Origin of the sequence: Kaistia algarum (genome assembly GCF_026343945.1) — a bacterium.
Taxonomy (GTDB): Bacteria; Pseudomonadota; Alphaproteobacteria; order Rhizobiales; family Kaistiaceae; genus Kaistia; species Kaistia algarum.
The window spans coordinates 524,787-541,819 of record NZ_JAPKNJ010000001.1 but is presented as its reverse complement, the minus strand read 5'-3'; the positions used below and the strand labels follow the sequence as shown (position 1 = coordinate 541,819).

The following is a 17,033-nucleotide window of genomic DNA, read 5'->3' as shown; positions in this document are numbered from 1 at the left end:
AAAACGGCCAGCCGCCGTGATCTGTCCGCGCTCGTTCCACGCCCGGCAACTTCCTATCCAGCTCTCCCCCAACAAAAGGGGGAGAGGGCCAGCCGGCGCGCTGCATCGGTGTCGTGCCCTCTACTTCGCCGCCCCACTCCTTGTCTGGCCGATGACGGCCCTCGTCTCCGGGTCGGCGGCGTTGCATTCCTTCGGGTAGGTGTCGTTCATGTAGCCGATGGTGACGTTCCATTTCTGGCCCGCGGCGTGGTCTTCCGAGCCGGCGCCGACGCAGCGGTCCTGGCGGGATTTGGCGATCGCCGCGATGCAGCGCCATAGCGGATAGCGGTCGTCTGCCTTGTCGGCCTCGGTGTTCAGCCATTTCTTGTAGTCGGCGACGGCGAAGAAGGCGCGGTCGTCGAAGAGCGTGCCATAGAGCTCGAAGCCCTGGCCGCAGACCAGCGTGTTCTCGAAGGCGACGGGGTTGTTGACGCCGTCGAAGCCGGAGACGCGCGCCTCGATATTGGAATAGCGGCTGGTCTTGGGGAAATATTTCGGCAGATCGTCGACGCCGATCGGCGTGCCGTCCGGCGCTGCCGGCTTCTGGATCGTCAGCGTGTTGGTGAACAGCATCCAGCGCCAGACGAAATCCTTCACCTGCGCGATCTGCTTGTCGCCAGCCGCCATATAGCCGCTGCCCAGAACCGCCGGCAGGAACTTGTCGACGAACAGCTTTTGCGGCACGGCATAGGTCGATTTCGCGCCCTTGTAGGAGAGTTCGAGGACGGCGATCTGCTTGTCGGTCAAAAGCTGATAGCGGGCATGCACGAAAGCGTCGCGATCGTCCGTCGCCCCTGCATGCGTGCGGAAGGCATAGCCGGCCGGTAGGCCGCCGGCGCCATTGCCGATCGACATGATCGGATAGCTGGTGAAGCCCTGGTGCAGCGTATCGTTGAAGGCGTCGTTCCAGGGCGAGTTCCAGGCCGTGGTCGGGCTGGCGTCGCCGACATCGAAGGCCGAATTGCCGGCCACGACCTCGAAATTGAAGCCGCCATTGGCCCAGACGGTCTTCGAACTGGAAAAGCCGCAAAAGGTCGGCGAAAGATCCGAGAAGACCGGCTCCGGCTGCAGGATCGACATCTGGTCCCAGAGGCTCTGCTGATTGAACGTCTCGGGCAGGCCACTCGCAGGCACGGGCATGTCGAAGGCGATTTCCGTGAAGGTCGCCTTGGCGAACATGTTCGGGCCGTCATAATAGCGCAGCCACACGGGCGGCTTGTCGTCGCCGGCGCAGCGGCGGATGGCGACGCGGAACGCATCGGATTTGCGCGTGGTGGTGAAATAGCGGTCGCCGACCAGGCCGGTGGCGTTTCCCTCGGCATCGACGTAGATGGCGGCCTCGTTGGCGCTGCCGACGCGGAGCTGCGGGAGGCCCGACAAGTCGGCGAGCGCGTCACCCCTGTCGGCCGCCGCGCAGGAAGCGGCAAGCGCAATCGAGCCGGCCAGCGAGAGCGCCAGCAGGCGGAGCCGTCTATGTGTGGCCATTTCTATCCCCGTCATCGTGGTGTCGTGAGGTTGAAGAGGTCGAGCGACCCGCCACCTGCCCAATGACCGGAATATCTTGAGAAAACCTGCGCCGCCGCCGCAGGATCGCTGCGTTGTGCTTCGCCTGGCGGCAGCTTTACCGACATCGGCCTTGCATGCAACGGCAAATGGATGCGTGCCGTGCCGCCTGGCCCCCGTCGGACGCGGCCGTTCGGGGCGGGCCAATTGCCGCAGATCAATTCAGGCCCGCCGCGGCCGTGCTAGCGTTTGAATCACGAGTGGGCTCGACATCCGCCCCGTCGGCCAGAGCGCCGGGGGCGACAGAAGGAGTCCTGCATGGTTCCCGTCCAGCATATCCACCCGATGCTCGTGCATTTCCCGATCGTGTTGATCTTCCTGCTTGCCGGCTTTGATCTCGTGGCGACCTTGCTCGGCTATAGCGTCACCGGCCGGACCGCGACCGGCAACGTCTCCGTGGGGCTCGCCGTCCTGGCGGCGCTCGCCGCATTGGCGACCTATTATTTCGGCGGCTTGGCGCTCGACTACGCCGAGGCCGGCGGCTTTTCCAGTGATGTGGCGGAAGTGCACGAGAGCCTCGGCGGCATGGTGGCGATCGCACTCACCGTTTGGGCCGTGATCCGCGCCGCTCTATGGTTCAAGGATGTCCGGCTCACGCGGCCTGTCGCCTTCCTCTTCCCGCTGGTTGCCATCGCCGGCGCGGCTCTGGTGGTTGTCACCGCGAGTTATGGCGGCCGCCTGGTGTTCGACCTCGGCGTCAACGTCGCTAAAGCCGCTTCGGGCGGCTAGAGGATGGGCCGCTGCGCCACGCTCGCGGCGCGGCGGCTGCCCCCACGAGCGGCACAGCTTGACCGGCCGATTTATCTGACTAAAGTCAGATATCATGTCATTCGACGCAGTCGCCCGCATCCGCCGCTTCAACCGTGCCGTCACCTCCGAGGTCGGCGCGCTCGATCATTCGTTTCTGGGACGAGGCCGGCCGCTCGGGTCGGCGCGGGTATTGAATGCAATCGGGCACGGGCGCGGCGATGTCGGGGAAGTGCGCGACTATCTTCGGCTCGATTCGGGCCTGATGAGCCGCCTGCTGCGCGGCCTTGAGGAGGAAGGCCTGGTCGAGACGGTGGCGAGCGCAGCCGATGCTCGGCGGCGGATCGCGCGGCTGACGGCGGCGGGAAATCGCGAATTCCAGGCCTACGAGACGATCTCGAATGAGCGCGCCGAGGCGTTGATCGAGCGCCATCCCCAGAAGGAGGCGTTGCTCGCGGCGATGGACCTCGTCGCGACGGCGCTCTGCCGCGACCGGATCGCCATCGAAGCGGTGGACCCGCGCGGCGCGGCGGCACGCGGGTGCCTCGAACAATATTATGCCGAACTCGCGCGCCGCTTCGAGCACGGCTTCGAGGTTTCACGATCCCGCGATCCGGAGGCGGCCGACATGATCGCCCCGCGCGGCGCCTTCCTGATCGCGCTCTCGGACGGCCTGCCGCTCGGCTGCGTCGGGCTGAAGGGAAATGGCGGCGCGATCGGCGAGGTGAAGCGCCTCTGGGTCGCGCCCTCGGCCCGCGGCCTCGGCCTCGCCCGCCGGCTGATGCAGGAGGCGGAAGCCGTGGCGCGCAGCCTCGGCATGGCGCGGCTGCGCCTCGATACCAATCGCGCGTTGCCGGAGGCGCGCCGGCTTTACGAGACGAGCGGCTGGACCGAAATCCCCCGCTTCAACGACGATCCCTATCCCGACGCCTTCTTCGAGAAGCGCCTCTGACGCCTCGCCTCCCTCTCGCATTGCCGTTAGGCTTGCGGCAACGAAAAGCGGAGGAAGCCATGACCGATCTGCCGAGCTTCGACCTTTCCGGGCGCGTCGCGCTCGTCACCGGCGCCGGGCGCGGGCTCGGGCGGGCCATCGCGCTGGCGCTGGCAGCCCAGGGCGCCGATATCGCGCTCGGGCTTCGCGACGCGGCCAGCGATGGCGGACTCGCGGCCGAGATCGAGGCGATGGGCCGGCGCGCGCTCAAGCTGCCGATGGATGTGATGCAGCTGCCGCAGGCCTATGCGGCGGTGGACACGGTGATCGCGCAGTGGGGCGCCATCGACATTCTGGTCAATAATGCCGGCGGCGGCGTCGGCTCGATGCTGACGGAGTCGAGCGAGGACGAGTTCGATTTCACCGTCGATTTCAACGTGAAGTCGACCTTTTTCCTGACCCAATATGTCGGCCGCCACATGCTGGCGCGGGGCGCGGGCTCGATCATCAATATCGGCTCGCAGGCCGGCGCCATCGCGCTGCCGGGCGAGGGGATCTACTGCCTCGCCAAGGCAGCGGTGGCGCATATGACCAAATGTTTCGCCGTCGAATGGGGCGCGCGTAATGTCCGCGTCAATTGCGTGGCGCCGACCTTCATCGAGACCGACGGTACGGCGGACATGCTCTCCGACGTGGATTTCAGGGCCGACGTGATCGAGCGCATCGCGGCGCTGCACCGCATCGGCGAGCCGAAGGAAGTCGCCGGCGCCGTCGTCTTCCTCGCCTCCGACGCCGCCTCGCTGGTGACCGGCCAGACGCTGCTCGTCGATGGCGGCTGGACGGCGCGGTAGGGGAATTCGCGCCGACGCCACCCGAAAACGCTGCGCCGGCGCGACAAAACGCTTGAAAATTGTGCTGTGGCGGCTCATCCCTCCGCCACGACGCTCGCCCCCTATGTGGGCTTATTGGATTGAGCCGGGCCGGTGGCGACCGTCCGGCTCTTCGTGTCAGGAGACGCGCTTTCATGTCCTCCCCCGCTGCCACTGCGCGCCGTTCCGCCGCCCCGGCCGCTCCTGCCAATCCGCGCTCTCGCGTGATCCTGGCGAGCCTCGTCGGCACGACGATCGAATTCTATGATTTCTACGTCTATGCTACGGCCGCGGTGCTGGTGTTCCCGCATCTGTTCTTACCAGCCGGCAATCCGACGACGGCGCTGCTCGCCTCCTTCGCGATCTTTGGCGCGGCGATGGTGGCGCGCCCGCTCGGCGCGATCTTCTTCGGACATCTGGGCGACCGCCGCGGCCGCAAGATCACGCTGGTCGGAGCGCTGCTCACCATGGGCGTCGCCACCTTCCTGATCGGCTGCCTGCCGACTTATCCGAGCGTCGGCTGGTTCGCCCCGCTGTTCCTCGTCATATTGCGCCTCGCTCAGGGCTTCGCGCTTGGCGGCGAATGGAGCGGCGCGGCGCTGGTCGCGACGGAAAACGCCCCGGCCGGCAAGCGCGCCATCTTCGGCACCTTCCCGCAGCTCGGCGCGCCGATCGGCTTCATCATCGCCAACGGCCTCTTTCTGATCATCGCCTGGCTGCTGCCTTCCGATGATCCGACGCGCCCGTCCGACGCCTTCCTCGCCTGGGGCTGGCGCATTCCATTCCTGTTCTCGGCCGTGATGGTGATCGTCGGCCTCTGGGTCCGCCTGCATCTCGTCGAAAGCGCGGCCTTCGAGAAGACGGTGAAGAGCGGCAAGGTGCAGAAGGTCCCGCTCGCGAGCGCCTTCCAGTTGCACTGGCGCGAACTGATCCTCGGCACGTTCTACATGCTGGCGACCTACGTCCTCTTCTATCTGATGACGACGTTCTCGCTCTCCTATGGCCGCGCCGCCATCGACGGCAAGCTTCCCGGACTTGGGTATAACTACACGACCTTCGTGATGATGATGATCATCGGCGTCGTGTTCTTCGGCATCTTCACGCTGGTCTCGGGCCCCTGGGCCGAGCGGCATGGCCGCCGCAAGACGCTGATCGGCGTCACACTCGGCATCATCCTCTTCGGCCTGCTCTGGGTGCCGATGCTCTCGGCCGGCACGATCGGCGTGATGGCCTGGCTCATTCTCGGCTTCACGCTGATGGGCCTGACCTTCGGGCCGATGGGCGCGCTGCTGCCGGAACTGTTCCCGGCCAATGTCCGCTACACCGGCTCGGGCGTCTCCTACAATGTCTCGTCGATCCTGGGCGCGGCGGTCGCGCCCTTCATCGCGGTGGCGCTGTGGAGCTATGGCGGCGGCAGCCCATTCTATGTCGGGCTCTACCTCTCGGCCATGGCGGTGCTGACGCTGATCGCGCTGCTCCTCGGCAAAGAGACGCAGCACGTCGACATGGAGGCCTGAGGCGTCCTAGCCGGCGGCGATGAACGCCGCCGCGCGGGCGACGTGGTGGTCCATGTGGGTCTTGGCGGCGAGAGAAACCCAATCGCGCGCCGTCACCTGCGCCAGTGCCCCATCCTCTTGCGCGGCGAAGATCTGGACCTGGCTTGCCAGGATCTCGACCTGCAGGGCGGCATAGGCATCCTTGTCGCGGGTGCAGCGCCGCCGCGCTTCGGCGAGCCATTCGGCAGCGAGCGTCAGATCGCTCGTCGCCGCATAGGTGAGGGCGAGCACGCGCGCGATGGCTGCCTCCCAGCATGGGTCGCCGAGCTGGCAGCTGAGCGCGAAGGCCTCCTCGAGCAGCGGCCGCAGCGTCGCCGGATTGCGGCCCTGCCGCAGGCGCGTCTCGCCGAGGACGGCGACTGGCCAGGGGCGGAAGGCCAGCCAGCGCTGCGCCTCGACCAGCTTCATGCATTCGGCGAGCCATCGATCGGCTTCGTCGAGCCGGCCGGCGCCGAGCATTCCCCAGGCGCCGAGACCGAGCGACCAGGCTTCCCGATGGCGGTTCTTGGCTGACCGGGCATGGTCGAGCGACAGCGCATAATGCGCGAGACCTTCATCCGTCTGGCCCCAATCGACCAGATTGAAGCCGATCACGGCGTGAATTCCGGCAAGCTTGTCGGGATCGCGGGTGAATTCGCTCGCCGTCGCCAGATAGCTGGCAGCGGACGGCCGCCGCCCCGCCATGGCCTCGACATAGCCGAGCTCGCGAAAGGCGGAGGCGGCGAGTCCCTCATAGCCCGATTGGCGGGAGAGCTCGGTACTCTGGCGCAGCAGCACGGAGCCTTCGTCGTCATAGCCGCGGACGGAATGCACCAGCGCAGTACCGAGTTCGAAAGTCGCGCTGGCGAGGAGATATGCGTCGCCGGCCTTCTCGGCGTCATAGGCGGCGCGACGCAGGCAATCGATGCCCGCGTCGGTCGCGCCGGCCGAAAGCGCCGCGAGGCCGGATTGCATCAGCGACTGGACGAAGGTGGCGGCCGAAATGCCGGCCGGCGGCGAGGACACGGTCCGCCGGGCGGCGCTGCGCAGCGCGGGAGAGGGCTTTTCGCCCAGCTCTTCGACGAAGACGGCCTCGGTCGCCTCGACATGCCTGAGCGCCGCCTCATAGCGGCCGGCGCAGGCAAGGCTCTTCACCAGCAGGACATGGGCGCTCTCATTATAGGGATCGCGCCGCGCACCGAGTTCGGCCAATCGCACGGCGCGGCCATGATCGCCGACCGCGATGGCGGCGATGGCATCGCGGCGGATCCGGGCGTCGATGACGCCCGCAATGCGCTCCCGCTCGACCAGCAGCCAGGTCGAGAATTCCGGGCTGCATCGCGGGTCGATGCCGCCGAGCAGCGGGCCGGCCTGCTCGACGTCGAAATCATCCTCGTCCAGGCGGCAGACGTCGATCGTGATGCCGGCCGGGAAATCCCGCTCAATCGGATCGCCGCGCAGGCATTGCGATGTGTCGAGCGCCTTGCGCAGCGAGGCGAGGCACCAGCGCAGCGCGCCGAGCGGATCGGCGGTTTCGGGAAAGAGTTCTTCGGCGAGGCGGCGCCGGTCGAGCGGTACGCGCGCCAGCACGACCCGCGCGAGCAGCGCCCAGGCCTGATGGCCGCGGACGGGCTGGCTGCGCGCATCGGCGTCGAGGATGGCGGGCTCGCCGAGCAGGCGGATCATCCGGTTCATGCGAGAGCCTCCGAAACCGATCGGCGTTCCGTTCCAGCAACACGGCGACCGTGTGACGGAGCGTTGGACGGAAAGTGCAGGTAAAATCCGCTGCCCGCGCGCGCCATCCAACGCCGGTCATAGAATTTGGCGGGGTCAGCCAACAGAAGGAGCCTGACCCATGCCAACGTATATCATCGAACGCGAAATCCCCGGAGCCGACAAGCTGAGCCCGGCCGAGCTCAAGGAGATCGCTGCCAAGTCGAACGAGGTCGTCAGCGGCCTTGATGTTCCCTACAAATGGATCACGAGCTATGTCGCCGGCGACAAGGTCTATTGCGTCCACGAGGCGGCCAGCGCGGACATCATCCGCCGTCACGCCCACGAGGCGGGATTTCCGGCGAACCGGGTGACCGAGCTCGCCGCGCAGATCGATCCGTCGACGGCCGGCTGAGCGCCCCGCCTCGAATGCACACGCGTTTCAACGGATGCGCCGCGATGGGACCGCGCAGCCTCGCTGCGCGGCGTCGCGGCATCCACTAAGTACAGGAACTCCAGAAATGACGAGCCGCTTTCGAATGATGCACCTTGCTGCAGGCCTTCTCCTTGCCGCCACGACGGCACCCGCCCTCGCGGACAGTGCCAATCCGCTGGCCGACAAGGTGCGCATGGCCAATGCGCGCTTTCAGGACGTCGCGGCCGCGACCGACGAGGGCTATGCGCCGATCCCCTGCGCCAGCGGCATCGACGGCGGCGCGATGGGCATCCATTATGTCAACGCCGCCTATATCAAGGACGATATCGTCGACATCGCCAAGCCCGAGGCGGTGATGTACGAGCCGAAGGCCGGTGGATCGCTCGAACTGGTGGCGGTCGAATACATCACGGCCAAGGGGCCGGCGGCGCTCGAGGACCATCTCTTCAGCTTCACCGGTGCGCCGAACCGCTATGGCCTCGGCCCGTTCTACGAGCTGCATGTCTGGGCCTGGAAGCCGAACCCGAAGGGCACCTTCGCCGACATGAACCCGGATGTCGCCTGCGACGCGGCGGGCGGCCACGACCACTAGGACGGATCGGGGCTGCCGCGACGGCGGCAGCTTCCGTCGAAACGAACCGCGTGCGGTGCTATGGTCCGGGCGATTCAGAGCCACCGGACCTTTGCCTCATGACCGACATTCGCGTCGCAGACGCCCAACGCGGAAACCTTACGGATCGCTATGCGCCGTCCTGGCTGAAGCCCTATGCGCGGCTGGCGCGCTGGGACCGGCCGATCGGCTGGTGGCTGCTGCTCATTCCCTGCTGGTGGTCGGCTGCACTTGCCAGCGCCTCGGCGGGTGCGGCGCTGCCCAACATCGTGCATCTCGTGCTGTTCTTCGTCGGCGCGGTCGCCATGCGCGGCGCTGGCTGCACCTATAACGACATCGTCGACCGCGATCTCGACGCCGGCGTGGCGCGCACCCGCTCCCGGCCGATTCCGAGCGGCGCTGTTTCGGTGCGTGCGGCGAAGATCTTCCTGCTGGTTCAGGCGCTCGTCGGCCTCGCCGTGCTGCTTTCGTTCAACGGCTTCACGATCCTGCTCGGCATCGCCTCGCTCGCCGTGGTCGCGGCCTATCCCTTCATGAAGCGGATCACCGATTGGCCGCAGAGCGTGCTTGGCCTGGCGTTCTCCTGGGGTGCACTGATGGGCTGGGCGGCCTGGCATGGCTCGCTCGCGCTTCCGCCGATCCTGCTCTTTGCCGGTGGCGTCGCCTGGACCATCGGCTACGACACCATCTATGCGCTGCAGGACAAGGAGGACGACGCCATCATGGGCGTGCGCTCCACCGCGCGCCTTTTCGGCGACCGCACGCCGCTCTTCGTCGGCCTCTTCTACGCGGTCGCGACGCTCTTCTTCGCGGTCTCCTTCTGGACGGCCGGCGTCGGCTGGATCGCTTGGGCGGGGCTGGCGCTCGGCACGCTGCAGCTAATGGTCCAGGTGCGCTCGATCGACGTGAACAATGGCGACAAGGCGCTGCACCTGTTCAAGTCGAACCGCAGCTTCGGCCTCGTCGTGTTCCTGGGGCTGGTGCTGGACGGATTTTTCTAGGCGCTCAGTCGCGTGCGATGATCTCGCGGCCAACAACCTGGCCGCGGTCGCCGGCGAGGCCGGTCTTGCGGCGCTTCAGGAAACGCGGGCGGCGCTTGGTGAGCGACGAGACCATGCGCCGCGCCTTGACCTCGCCGACGACGAGGCCGCCCATCTGCGACATCGCCTCGCGCACCGTGCCGTCACCCTCGACGATCAGAAGCGGCAGGCCGAGCGCCTTGCCCCAGGCCTGCCAGTCGGCGGCGACATCCTCGGCATCGCCGAGATCCTCGCGCGAGACCAGCGGCAGCGTCATGGCCGGATCGCGGTGCATCAGTTCGACCACCGTGCGGATACCGTCCGTCTCGGGATCGACGCTCATCCGCACCGCGACGCCGCGAAACGCCTTCAGCGGGCAGGTGACGGTGGCATCGACGCCGCCGAGCGGACGCTTCATCACGACACGGTCGCGGTCGAGAAGGATCGAGGCAAGCGCAGGGCGCGACGGGCCGGCAACGGGGGCCTGGAAGCGGACGGGCAGGCTCATCGGATCGAGCCGGATGTCGCGAACGGTTACGTTGAAATTAGCTGCCTGACGCATGATTTCGCCTCACTCTCGACTGGTTAACAAGACCTTGATCGACCAGCCGGACCCGGCCTCTCTCTCGTCTCGTTAAGGCGACAATGCCATGCGCAGAGCCGTTTTCTCCTTAAGGAAGATGGTTAAGATTGTCCGGGTTGGAGTAGGGTTAGCAGGCGGTGAGGGAAGAGGGTTGATGGAAAGTTAGAGAGAGGGCGCTAACGTGGCGACGCGCTGGGCGAGTCCGGCGAGGCTTATGGCTTCGATCCCGTCGCCGAGCGGGAAGCGTTCCTGGCCCGGATAGACGACATAGCTTCGCTCCGGCTCCAGGTCCGCGCGGGCGGAGTGAAAGCCCTTGCCCGGTTTCGGATCGAGACTGCGTTTGATCTCGACCGCCCAGCGCCGCCCGCCTGGAAAGCCGAGGACAAGGTCGATCTCCGCCCCGGCGGCGGTGCGATAGAAATGATGCTCCATACCCGGCCAGCTTGCCGCATGGAGAGTTTCGATGACGAAGCCTTCCCAACTGAGGCCCGCGACCGGATGGCCCAGGATCGCCTCCCGGTCGCCGAGGCCCAGCAGGGCGTGCAGCAGGCCGCTGTCCCGCACATAGACCTTCGGCGATTTGACGAGCCGTTTTCCAACATTGTTGTGCCAGGGCGCCAAGCGGCGCACGAGCAGAAGATCGACCAGCAGGTCCAGATAGGATGCGACCGTCTTGCCATCCATGCCGAGCCCGCGCGCAAGCTGCGCCGCGTTGAGTAAACCTCCCTGCGAATGGGCGAGCATGGTCCAGAAGCGTCGCAGCGTCTCGGCCGGGATGCGGAAGCCGAATTGCGGGATGTCACGTTCGAGATAGGTGCGGATGAAGTCCTGCCGCCAGCGGATCGAGCCTCCATCGCCTTCTGCGAAGAAGCTGTCCGGGAAACCGCCGCGCAGCCAGAGCTTGTCCAACTCAGCTTCCCCCACTTCGAGCAGGTCGAAGGGGCCGAGTTCTAGATAGGCGATGCGGCCGGCAAGGCTCTCGCCGCTCTGCTTGAGCAAGTCGATTGATGCGGATCCCAGCAGGAGAAACTGGCCCGAACGTCGCCCGGCGCGACGGCCTCGATCGATCAAACCTCGCAGGTTCTGGAAGAGGTCCGGCTTGCGATGCACCTCGTCAAGAATGACGAGCTTGTCCTGATGTTCGGCCAGATAGAGCTCTGGCTCGGCGAGCTTGGCGCGGTCGGCGTCGGATTCAAGATCAAGATAGATAGACGGACGCGTTTCGCCAACCTCCAGCGCCAGGGTCGTCTTGCCGACCTGACGCGGGCCAACGAGCGCCACGGCCGGAGATCGGTCGAGGGCGGAAATCAGGTCTCGCAGGAGGCGACGTTCAATCATCCTTGCAATTATGGAGATAGCCTCCAGATTTGCAAGGATGATTGCAACGGTCACCGTCCGGTGGGTCGGCTCCGGTCGAGGCTCGAGACCTGCGGCCAGTCCGTTCTCACATCGTCCGGCGCCGCCGGGTCGAGCGGCCGAGCGGCCGTGTCAGTTGCTCGTGATCCCAGTGCAGCCGATCGAACCCGACCGGCATATGAGGCGCCTTGGCCCAATGGGGACCATCCGTGATGAAGGTCTGGAAGCCGAAAAACAGATCGCCGTCAGAGTCCTCATCGCCGGCCCAGGCGCAGACGCCGCCTTCGGTCAAGATGCCATAGTGATCCGTCGGGCTCCGGATCTGGACAAAGCGGACGCCGTGAACCCTGCAGAAGCGTTCAATATCCCACTTCATCGTGCCACTGACGCGAAAACCATCGTCGAAGAAGTGAAGTCCTCCGGCGCCTGAGAAGCCGCCACGATCATCGGCATTCTCGACCTGAACGTAGTAGACGGGATCGAGCGCGGACTTCGCTCTGTTGAACCCGAACTCGATTGAATAGCCGGGCCCATAATACCATACGAGGTCCTCATGGGTCCCCCGCCTCATGTTCCCATTCATAGCCGGACCAAACGCCAGCACCATGTCCGCGCGCGTCGATCCGATGCCGATCGGCCCGATCTTTCCGGTCCGGAGGAAATCCGACAGGCAGACGTGAACCCGCCCCCGGTCCGCCCGCACCTACAGCACCTTGCCCGGATTCAGGATCCCGTTCGGGTCGAAGGCCGCCTTGATGCCGCGCATCAACGACATCGCCACCTCGCCCTTCACGCCGGGGAGCAGGTCACGCTTCAGGCGGCCGATGCCGTGTTCGGCCGAGATCGAGCCGTGATAGCGGCCGACAATGCCGTGGACGAGGGCGTTCATTTCTTCCCAGCGCGCGAGATAGGATTCCTTGTCGGCGCCGATCGGCTGCGAGACGTTGAAATGGATGTTGCCGTCGCCGAGATGTCCGAAGGGCACCGGCCGGCAGCCGGGTATGAAGGCTTCGACGGCCGCGACCGCCTCGGTCAGGAAGGCCGGAACCTGCGCCACGGGCACAGAGACATCGTGCTTGATCGAGCCGCCCTCGGGCTTCTGCACTTCGCTCATGCCGTGGCGGATGTGCCAGAACGCCTTGCGGTCGGCGAGCGATTGCGCGATCGCCGCGTCCGCGACGACGCCCGCCTCGAACGCGGTGGCGAGGATGTCCTCCAGCGTGGCGGAAGCGGCCTCGTCGGAATGACCCGACGAGATTTCCATGAGCACATACCAGGGCGAAGGGGCGGCCAGCGGATCGCGCGCGCCGGAAAGATGCTTGACGACGAACTCCATACCGATGCGCGGCATGAGTTCGAAGCCCGTCAGATCATGGCCGGCGCGGTCGCGCGCGAGGTTGAAGAGAGAGAGTGCCGCCGCCGGGTCAGCGATGGCGACGAAGGCGACGGCCTGCCCCTTCGGGCGTGGAAACAGCTTCAGCACGGCGGCGGTGACGATGCCGAGCGTGCCTTCGCCGCCGATGAAAAGCTGCTTCAGATCGTAACCGGTATTGTCCTTGCGAAGGCTCCCCATCCCCTCCCAGATTCGCCCGTCGGCGAGGACGACTTCGACTCCGAGCACCAGTTCGCGGGTATTGCCATAGGCGAGCACTGCCGTGCCGCCGGCATTCGACGAAATATTTCCGCCGATCCGGCAGGAGCCTTCGGCGCCAAGCGAGAGCGGAAACAGGCGATCGGCGTGTTCGGCCGCGGCCTGCACATCGGCGAGAATCGCGCCGGCCTCCACGGTCAGAGTGTAGCCCTCGGCATCGACCGCGCGGATCTTCGTCATCCGGTCGAGAGACAGCACGATCTCGTTGCCGCTCTTGTCCGGCACCTGGCCGCCGACAAGGCCGGTATTGCCGCTCTGCGGCACGATGGCGACGCGCGCCTCGTTGGCGAGCGCCAGAATCTGCGAGACTTCGTGGGCCGAACCGGGGCGAAGCACCATCGGCGTGGCGCCTGGAAAGCGCTCGCGCTGTTCGGTCCGGTAGGGCTCCGTGGCGTGCGCTTCGGTGAGCGCATGGGCGGGGCCGACGATCGCGACGAAGCGGGCGAGGAGAGCGGGGGAGGGGGGCTGAAGCATGATGGCGGGACTTTAGCGGCAAGCTTTGAGGCCGTCAGCCGGTCTTTCGCGGGATCTTTTGCCCCCTTCTTCGCGAAAGCCGTTCAGCAAGAGTGATGGGAGAGCGATCCGAGCCGCCTTGAAGCGGGGAATCGCCTGTGCGATACGGGGCCGCTTGTGATGCGACGAAGGGGAATACCGGCATGCCACTGACCGGCGGATTGATGAAGGGTAAGCGCGGGCTCATCATGGGTCTGGCGAACAACCGCTCGATCGCCTGGGGCATCGCCAAGGCCTGCCGGGAACACGGCGCGGAACTCGCCTTCACCTATCAGGGCGATGCGCTGAAGAAGCGTGTCGAGCCGCTCGCGGAAGAGGTTGGCGGCATCGTTGTCGGCCATTGCGACGTTGCGGACGGCGCCTCGATCGACGCTGCCTTCGCTGAACTCGCCAAGCATTGGGACCGGCTTGATTTCCTCGTCCACGCGATCGGCTTCTCCGACAAGGACGAGCTGACCGGCCGCTATGTCGATACGACCGAGGGCAATTTCACCAAGACGATGCTGATCTCGGTCTATTCGCTGACCGCGGTGACGCAGCGCGCCGAAAAGCTGATGACCGATGGCGGCTCGATCCTGACGCTGACCTATTACGGCGCCGAGAAGGTCATGCCCAACTACAACGTCATGGGCGTCGCCAAGGCCGGCCTTGAGGCTAGCGTCCAATATCTCGCCGTCGATCTCGGGCCGAAGAACATCCGCGTCAACGCGATCTCGGCCGGTCCGATCAAGACGCTCGCCGCCTCGGGCATCGGCGACTTCCGCTATATCCTGAAGTGGAACGAATATAACGCTCCGCTTCGACGTACGGTCACGATCGAGGAAGTCGGCGATGCCGGCGTCTATTTCCTCTCGGATCTCTCGCGCGCCGTCACCGGCGAAGTGCAGCACGTCGATTCCGGCTATCACGTCGTCGGCATGAAAGCGGTCGACGCGCCGGACATATCGGTCATCAAGGACTAAGGTCTGCCGATATTCAGGCCGGCCTGACCTGAACCTCGACCGACCTCGACGAATTTCCTGGAGCATCGATCGTGCCGACCATCGTCTTCATCCGGCATGGCGAAACCGACTGGAACGCCGTCGGCCGGTTTCAGGGTCAGCAGGACATTCCGCTCAATGCTCGCGGTCGCGGCCAGGCGCGCCGCAATGGCCGCACGCTGCTGGAAAACCTGCCGCAAGCCGCCGAATATGATTTCGTCGCCAGCCCGCTGCTGCGAACGCGCGAGACGATGGAGATCGTGCGCGGTTCGATGGGGCTCGATCCGGACGATTACCGCGTCGATCCGATCCTGAAGGAACTCACCTTCGGTGATTGGGAAGGCTTCACCGAGGCCGAGTTGAAGCAGAACTGGCCCGACGGCGTCGTCGCGCGTGAGGCCGACAAATGGGGCTTCACCCCGCCTTCCGGCGAGAGCTACGAAATGCTCTCCGAGCGTATCGCCCGCTGGCTGGAATCCGTCGATCGGCCCAGCGTCGTCGTCTCCCATGGCGGCGTCTGCCGCGTTCTGCTCGGGCTGCTGCAAGGCCTCGGCCCGGAGACGACGCCGATGCTGGACATAAGGCAGGACCGCTTCATGATCTGGAACGGCCGGGATGTAATCTGGGTTTGAGGCCCACAAGCGAAACGGCGCCCGGTGGGGTCACCCGGGCGCCGCTTTCGGAGGTCGGTCCGATTTTCCCGAACCTTCGCGCGGGATTAGTGCGGCCACTCGATTTCAGAGCCGGCCGGATAGCGATTGAACGTGCGTATGCCCTGGCCCTCGCCGAAATAGTCGACACCGATGGCCTGGCCCGGCGTCAGGTGGCGCAGGCTGTCGCCATTGGCGAAGACGAAACTGCGCCCATCGACGAACACCAATACGCCGGCTGTCGGATTGACGGCTGCCACCGTGCCATCGGCGCGCCCGGCGGCGAAAGCGGTTCCGCCGATGGAAAACAAAGTCAGCGCTGCCACGGCGATGATAAGGTTGCGCATGGCATTCTCCCGGAAAAATTTCATTCGGCGCAGCCTTGAGCTGCGTCTTCAGGCGGAACATAGCGATGCGAAATGGCCATGCAATGGGCAGGCAGCTCCAAAAGCGATCACAGACTTGTTACAGTTGGATAAACTGAAGATAGCGTTGCTTATTATCAACAGATCATGACCGGAGAACGCCCTGGAGACGTGCCCGGCGATGGCTTGATATTCCCTCCCGACCCTCTCGCGGCGCACCGACCGGGGCCGACTCCGATCCTCGGCACCCTTCGTCGGACGAAGCGGGTTTCCCCTTCGCGCCAAAACGCTCTAGAACCGCATCCGCCGCGTTCTCGACCCTTCTCAGCTTTGAAGGACAGGCGCGCGTTCAAGCCAGGGTCTCGCCATGTCGCATAATAGTTTCGGCCATCTCTTCCGCGTCACCACCTGGGGCGAGAGCCACGGACCGGCGCTTGGCGCCATCGTCGATGGCTGTCCGCCGCGCATCGAGATATCGGAAGCCGAGATCCAGACCTGGCTCGACAAGCGCAAGCCTGGCCAGTCGCGCTTCACCACCCAGCGCCGCGAGGCGGACGAGGTGAAGATCCTCTCCGGCGTCATGCCGCAGGAGGATGGGCGGCTGCTCACCACCGGCACGCCGATCGCGCTCGAGATCCAGAACACGGACCAGCGCTCCAAGGACTATGGGGACATCAAGGATCGCTACCGGCCCGGCCATGCCGATTTCACCTATGACACGAAATATGGCATTCGCGACTATCGCGGCGGCGGCCGTTCCTCCGCGCGCGAAACGGCGGCCCGCGTCGCGGCGGGGGCGATCGCGCGCAAGGTGGTGCCGGGCGTTTCCGTGCGTGGCGCGCTGGTCCAAATCGGTCCGCATGCGATCGATCGCAGCCGCTGGAACTGGAATGAAATCGACAATAACCCCTTCTTCTGCCCCGATGCGGAGACGGCGAGGCTCTGGGAGGGTTATCTCGATGGCATCCGTAAGGCCGGCTCGTCTGTCGGCGCGGTGATCGAGATCGTCGCGGAGGGCGTTCCTCCCGGCCTCGGCGCGCCGATCTATGCCAAGCTCGACCAGGACATCACCTCGCTGCTGATGTCGATCAATGCGGTGAAGGGCGTCGAGATCGGCGAGGGGTTCGCGTCGGCGATGCTGACCGGCGAGGAAAACGCCGACGAGATGCGCATGGGCAATGATGGCAAGCCGCTGTTCCTGTCGAACCACGCCGGCGGTATTCTTGGTGGCATCTCGACCGGCCAGCCCGTCATCGCGCGATTCGCCGTCAAGCCGACCTCGTCGATCCTGACGCCGCGCCATTCGATCACGTCCGGGGGCGAAGAGGTCGAGGTGATGACCAAGGGCCGCCACGATCCCTGCGTCGGTATCCGCGCTGTGCCGATCGGCGAAGCCATGGTCGCGTGCGCGATCGCGGATCACTACTTGCGCAACCGCGGCCAGAACGGCTGATATAGCGCGCGTCGGGTAGC

The 17,033-nt window shown here is 65.7% G+C and carries 17 protein-coding genes; 10 read left to right on the top strand and 7 right to left on the bottom strand.

What is annotated here, in order from left to right; translation table 11 throughout:
• Positions 1–120 precede the first annotated feature (120 nt).
• Positions 121–1,524: a hypothetical protein gene (locus OSH05_RS02805; protein ID WP_104218737.1), complete on the bottom strand. Its 1,404-nt coding sequence runs from the start codon at positions 1,522–1,524 to the stop codon at positions 121–123.
• Between the two features lie 336 nt (positions 1,525–1,860).
• Here OSH05_RS02805 and OSH05_RS02800 point away from each other — a divergent pair, with 336 nt between their 5' ends.
• The 4 genes from OSH05_RS02800 to OSH05_RS02785 all read left to right on the top strand — a co-directional run bounded on the left by OSH05_RS02800 (position 1,861) and on the right by OSH05_RS02785 (position 5,666).
• Positions 1,861–2,331 carry a DUF2231 domain-containing protein gene (locus tag OSH05_RS02800; protein ID WP_104218736.1) on the top strand — a complete coding sequence of 157 codons (471 nt, stop codon included), beginning with the start codon at positions 1,861–1,863 and terminating at the stop codon, positions 2,329–2,331.
• A gap of 94 nt (positions 2,332–2,425) precedes the next feature.
• Complete coding sequence (locus OSH05_RS02795; protein ID WP_104218735.1) at positions 2,426–3,301, top strand: GNAT family N-acetyltransferase; 876 nt, start codon at positions 2,426–2,428, stop codon at positions 3,299–3,301.
• A 59-nt stretch (positions 3,302–3,360) separates the two neighbouring features.
• Positions 3,361–4,131: an SDR family NAD(P)-dependent oxidoreductase gene (locus OSH05_RS02790; protein WP_104218734.1), complete on the top strand. Its 771-nt coding sequence runs from the start codon at positions 3,361–3,363 to the stop codon at positions 4,129–4,131.
• A gap of 173 nt (positions 4,132–4,304) precedes the next feature.
• On the top strand, positions 4,305–5,666 hold the full coding sequence (locus OSH05_RS02785) for an MFS transporter (RefSeq protein ID WP_104218733.1): 1,362 nt from the start codon (positions 4,305–4,307) through the stop codon (positions 5,664–5,666).
• A gap of 6 nt (positions 5,667–5,672) precedes the next feature.
• On the opposite strand, the gene OSH05_RS02780 is transcribed toward OSH05_RS02785, so the two are convergent.
• The gene (locus tag OSH05_RS02780; RefSeq protein WP_104218732.1) at positions 5,673–7,379 is read right to left on the bottom strand and encodes a BTAD domain-containing putative transcriptional regulator; all 1,707 of its coding nucleotides are present in this window, start codon (positions 7,377–7,379) and stop codon (positions 5,673–5,675) included.
• 160 nt (positions 7,380–7,539) lie between these two features.
• Between OSH05_RS02780 and OSH05_RS02775 the strand changes: the two genes are divergently transcribed.
• The 3 genes from OSH05_RS02775 (at position 7,540) to ubiA (ending at position 9,444) form a co-directional block, all read left to right on the top strand.
• Positions 7,540–7,812: a DUF4242 domain-containing protein gene (locus OSH05_RS02775; RefSeq protein ID WP_104218731.1), complete on the top strand. Its 273-nt coding sequence runs from the start codon at positions 7,540–7,542 to the stop codon at positions 7,810–7,812.
• Between the two features lie 106 nt (positions 7,813–7,918).
• On the top strand, positions 7,919–8,425 hold the full coding sequence (locus tag OSH05_RS02770) for a hypothetical protein (RefSeq protein ID WP_165801552.1): 507 nt from the start codon (positions 7,919–7,921) through the stop codon (positions 8,423–8,425).
• Positions 8,426–8,523: 98 nt separating this feature from the next.
• Positions 8,524–9,444, top strand: coding sequence for a 4-hydroxybenzoate octaprenyltransferase (gene ubiA, locus OSH05_RS02765; protein WP_104218730.1), 921 nt, complete (start codon positions 8,524–8,526; stop codon positions 9,442–9,444).
• Positions 9,445–9,448: 4 nt separating this feature from the next.
• Here the strand turns inward: ubiA and OSH05_RS02760 are convergent, their stop codons facing one another.
• The 4 genes from OSH05_RS02760 to OSH05_RS02745 all read right to left on the bottom strand — a co-directional run bounded on the left by OSH05_RS02760 (position 9,449) and on the right by OSH05_RS02745 (position 13,526).
• The gene (locus tag OSH05_RS02760) at positions 9,449–10,024 is read right to left on the bottom strand and encodes a DUF6101 family protein (protein ID WP_104218729.1); all 576 of its coding nucleotides are present in this window, start codon (positions 10,022–10,024) and stop codon (positions 9,449–9,451) included.
• 183 nt (positions 10,025–10,207) lie between these two features.
• Positions 10,208–11,383: an ATP-binding protein gene (locus OSH05_RS02755; RefSeq protein WP_104218728.1), complete on the bottom strand. Its 1,176-nt coding sequence runs from the start codon at positions 11,381–11,383 to the stop codon at positions 10,208–10,210.
• A gap of 106 nt (positions 11,384–11,489) precedes the next feature.
• Positions 11,490–11,972 (bottom strand): hypothetical protein, encoded by a 483-nt coding sequence (locus OSH05_RS02750; RefSeq protein WP_266352029.1) that lies wholly within the window; start codon positions 11,970–11,972, stop codon positions 11,490–11,492.
• 132 nt (positions 11,973–12,104) lie between these two features.
• A complete protein-coding gene (locus tag OSH05_RS02745) occupies positions 12,105–13,526 on the bottom strand; it encodes an FAD-binding oxidoreductase (RefSeq protein WP_104218726.1) in 1,422 nt (473 codons plus the stop codon).
• Positions 13,527–13,708: 182 nt separating this feature from the next.
• On the opposite strand from OSH05_RS02745, the gene fabI reads away from it, so the two are divergent.
• Both fabI and OSH05_RS02735 read left to right on the top strand, forming a co-directional pair.
• Positions 13,709–14,527: an enoyl-ACP reductase FabI gene (fabI, locus tag OSH05_RS02740; protein ID WP_104218725.1), complete on the top strand. Its 819-nt coding sequence runs from the start codon at positions 13,709–13,711 to the stop codon at positions 14,525–14,527.
• A gap of 71 nt (positions 14,528–14,598) precedes the next feature.
• On the top strand, positions 14,599–15,177 hold the full coding sequence (locus tag OSH05_RS02735) for a histidine phosphatase family protein (protein ID WP_104218724.1): 579 nt from the start codon (positions 14,599–14,601) through the stop codon (positions 15,175–15,177).
• 86 nt (positions 15,178–15,263) lie between these two features.
• Here the strand turns inward: OSH05_RS02735 and OSH05_RS02730 are convergent, their stop codons facing one another.
• Complete coding sequence (locus OSH05_RS02730; RefSeq protein ID WP_133163094.1) at positions 15,264–15,542, bottom strand: hypothetical protein; 279 nt, start codon at positions 15,540–15,542, stop codon at positions 15,264–15,266.
• A 385-nt stretch (positions 15,543–15,927) separates the two neighbouring features.
• On the opposite strand from OSH05_RS02730, the gene aroC reads away from it, so the two are divergent.
• Positions 15,928–17,013, top strand: a complete 1,086-nt coding sequence (gene aroC / locus OSH05_RS02725; protein WP_104218722.1) for a chorismate synthase — start codon at positions 15,928–15,930, stop codon at positions 17,011–17,013.
• Positions 17,014–17,033 lie beyond the last annotated feature (20 nt).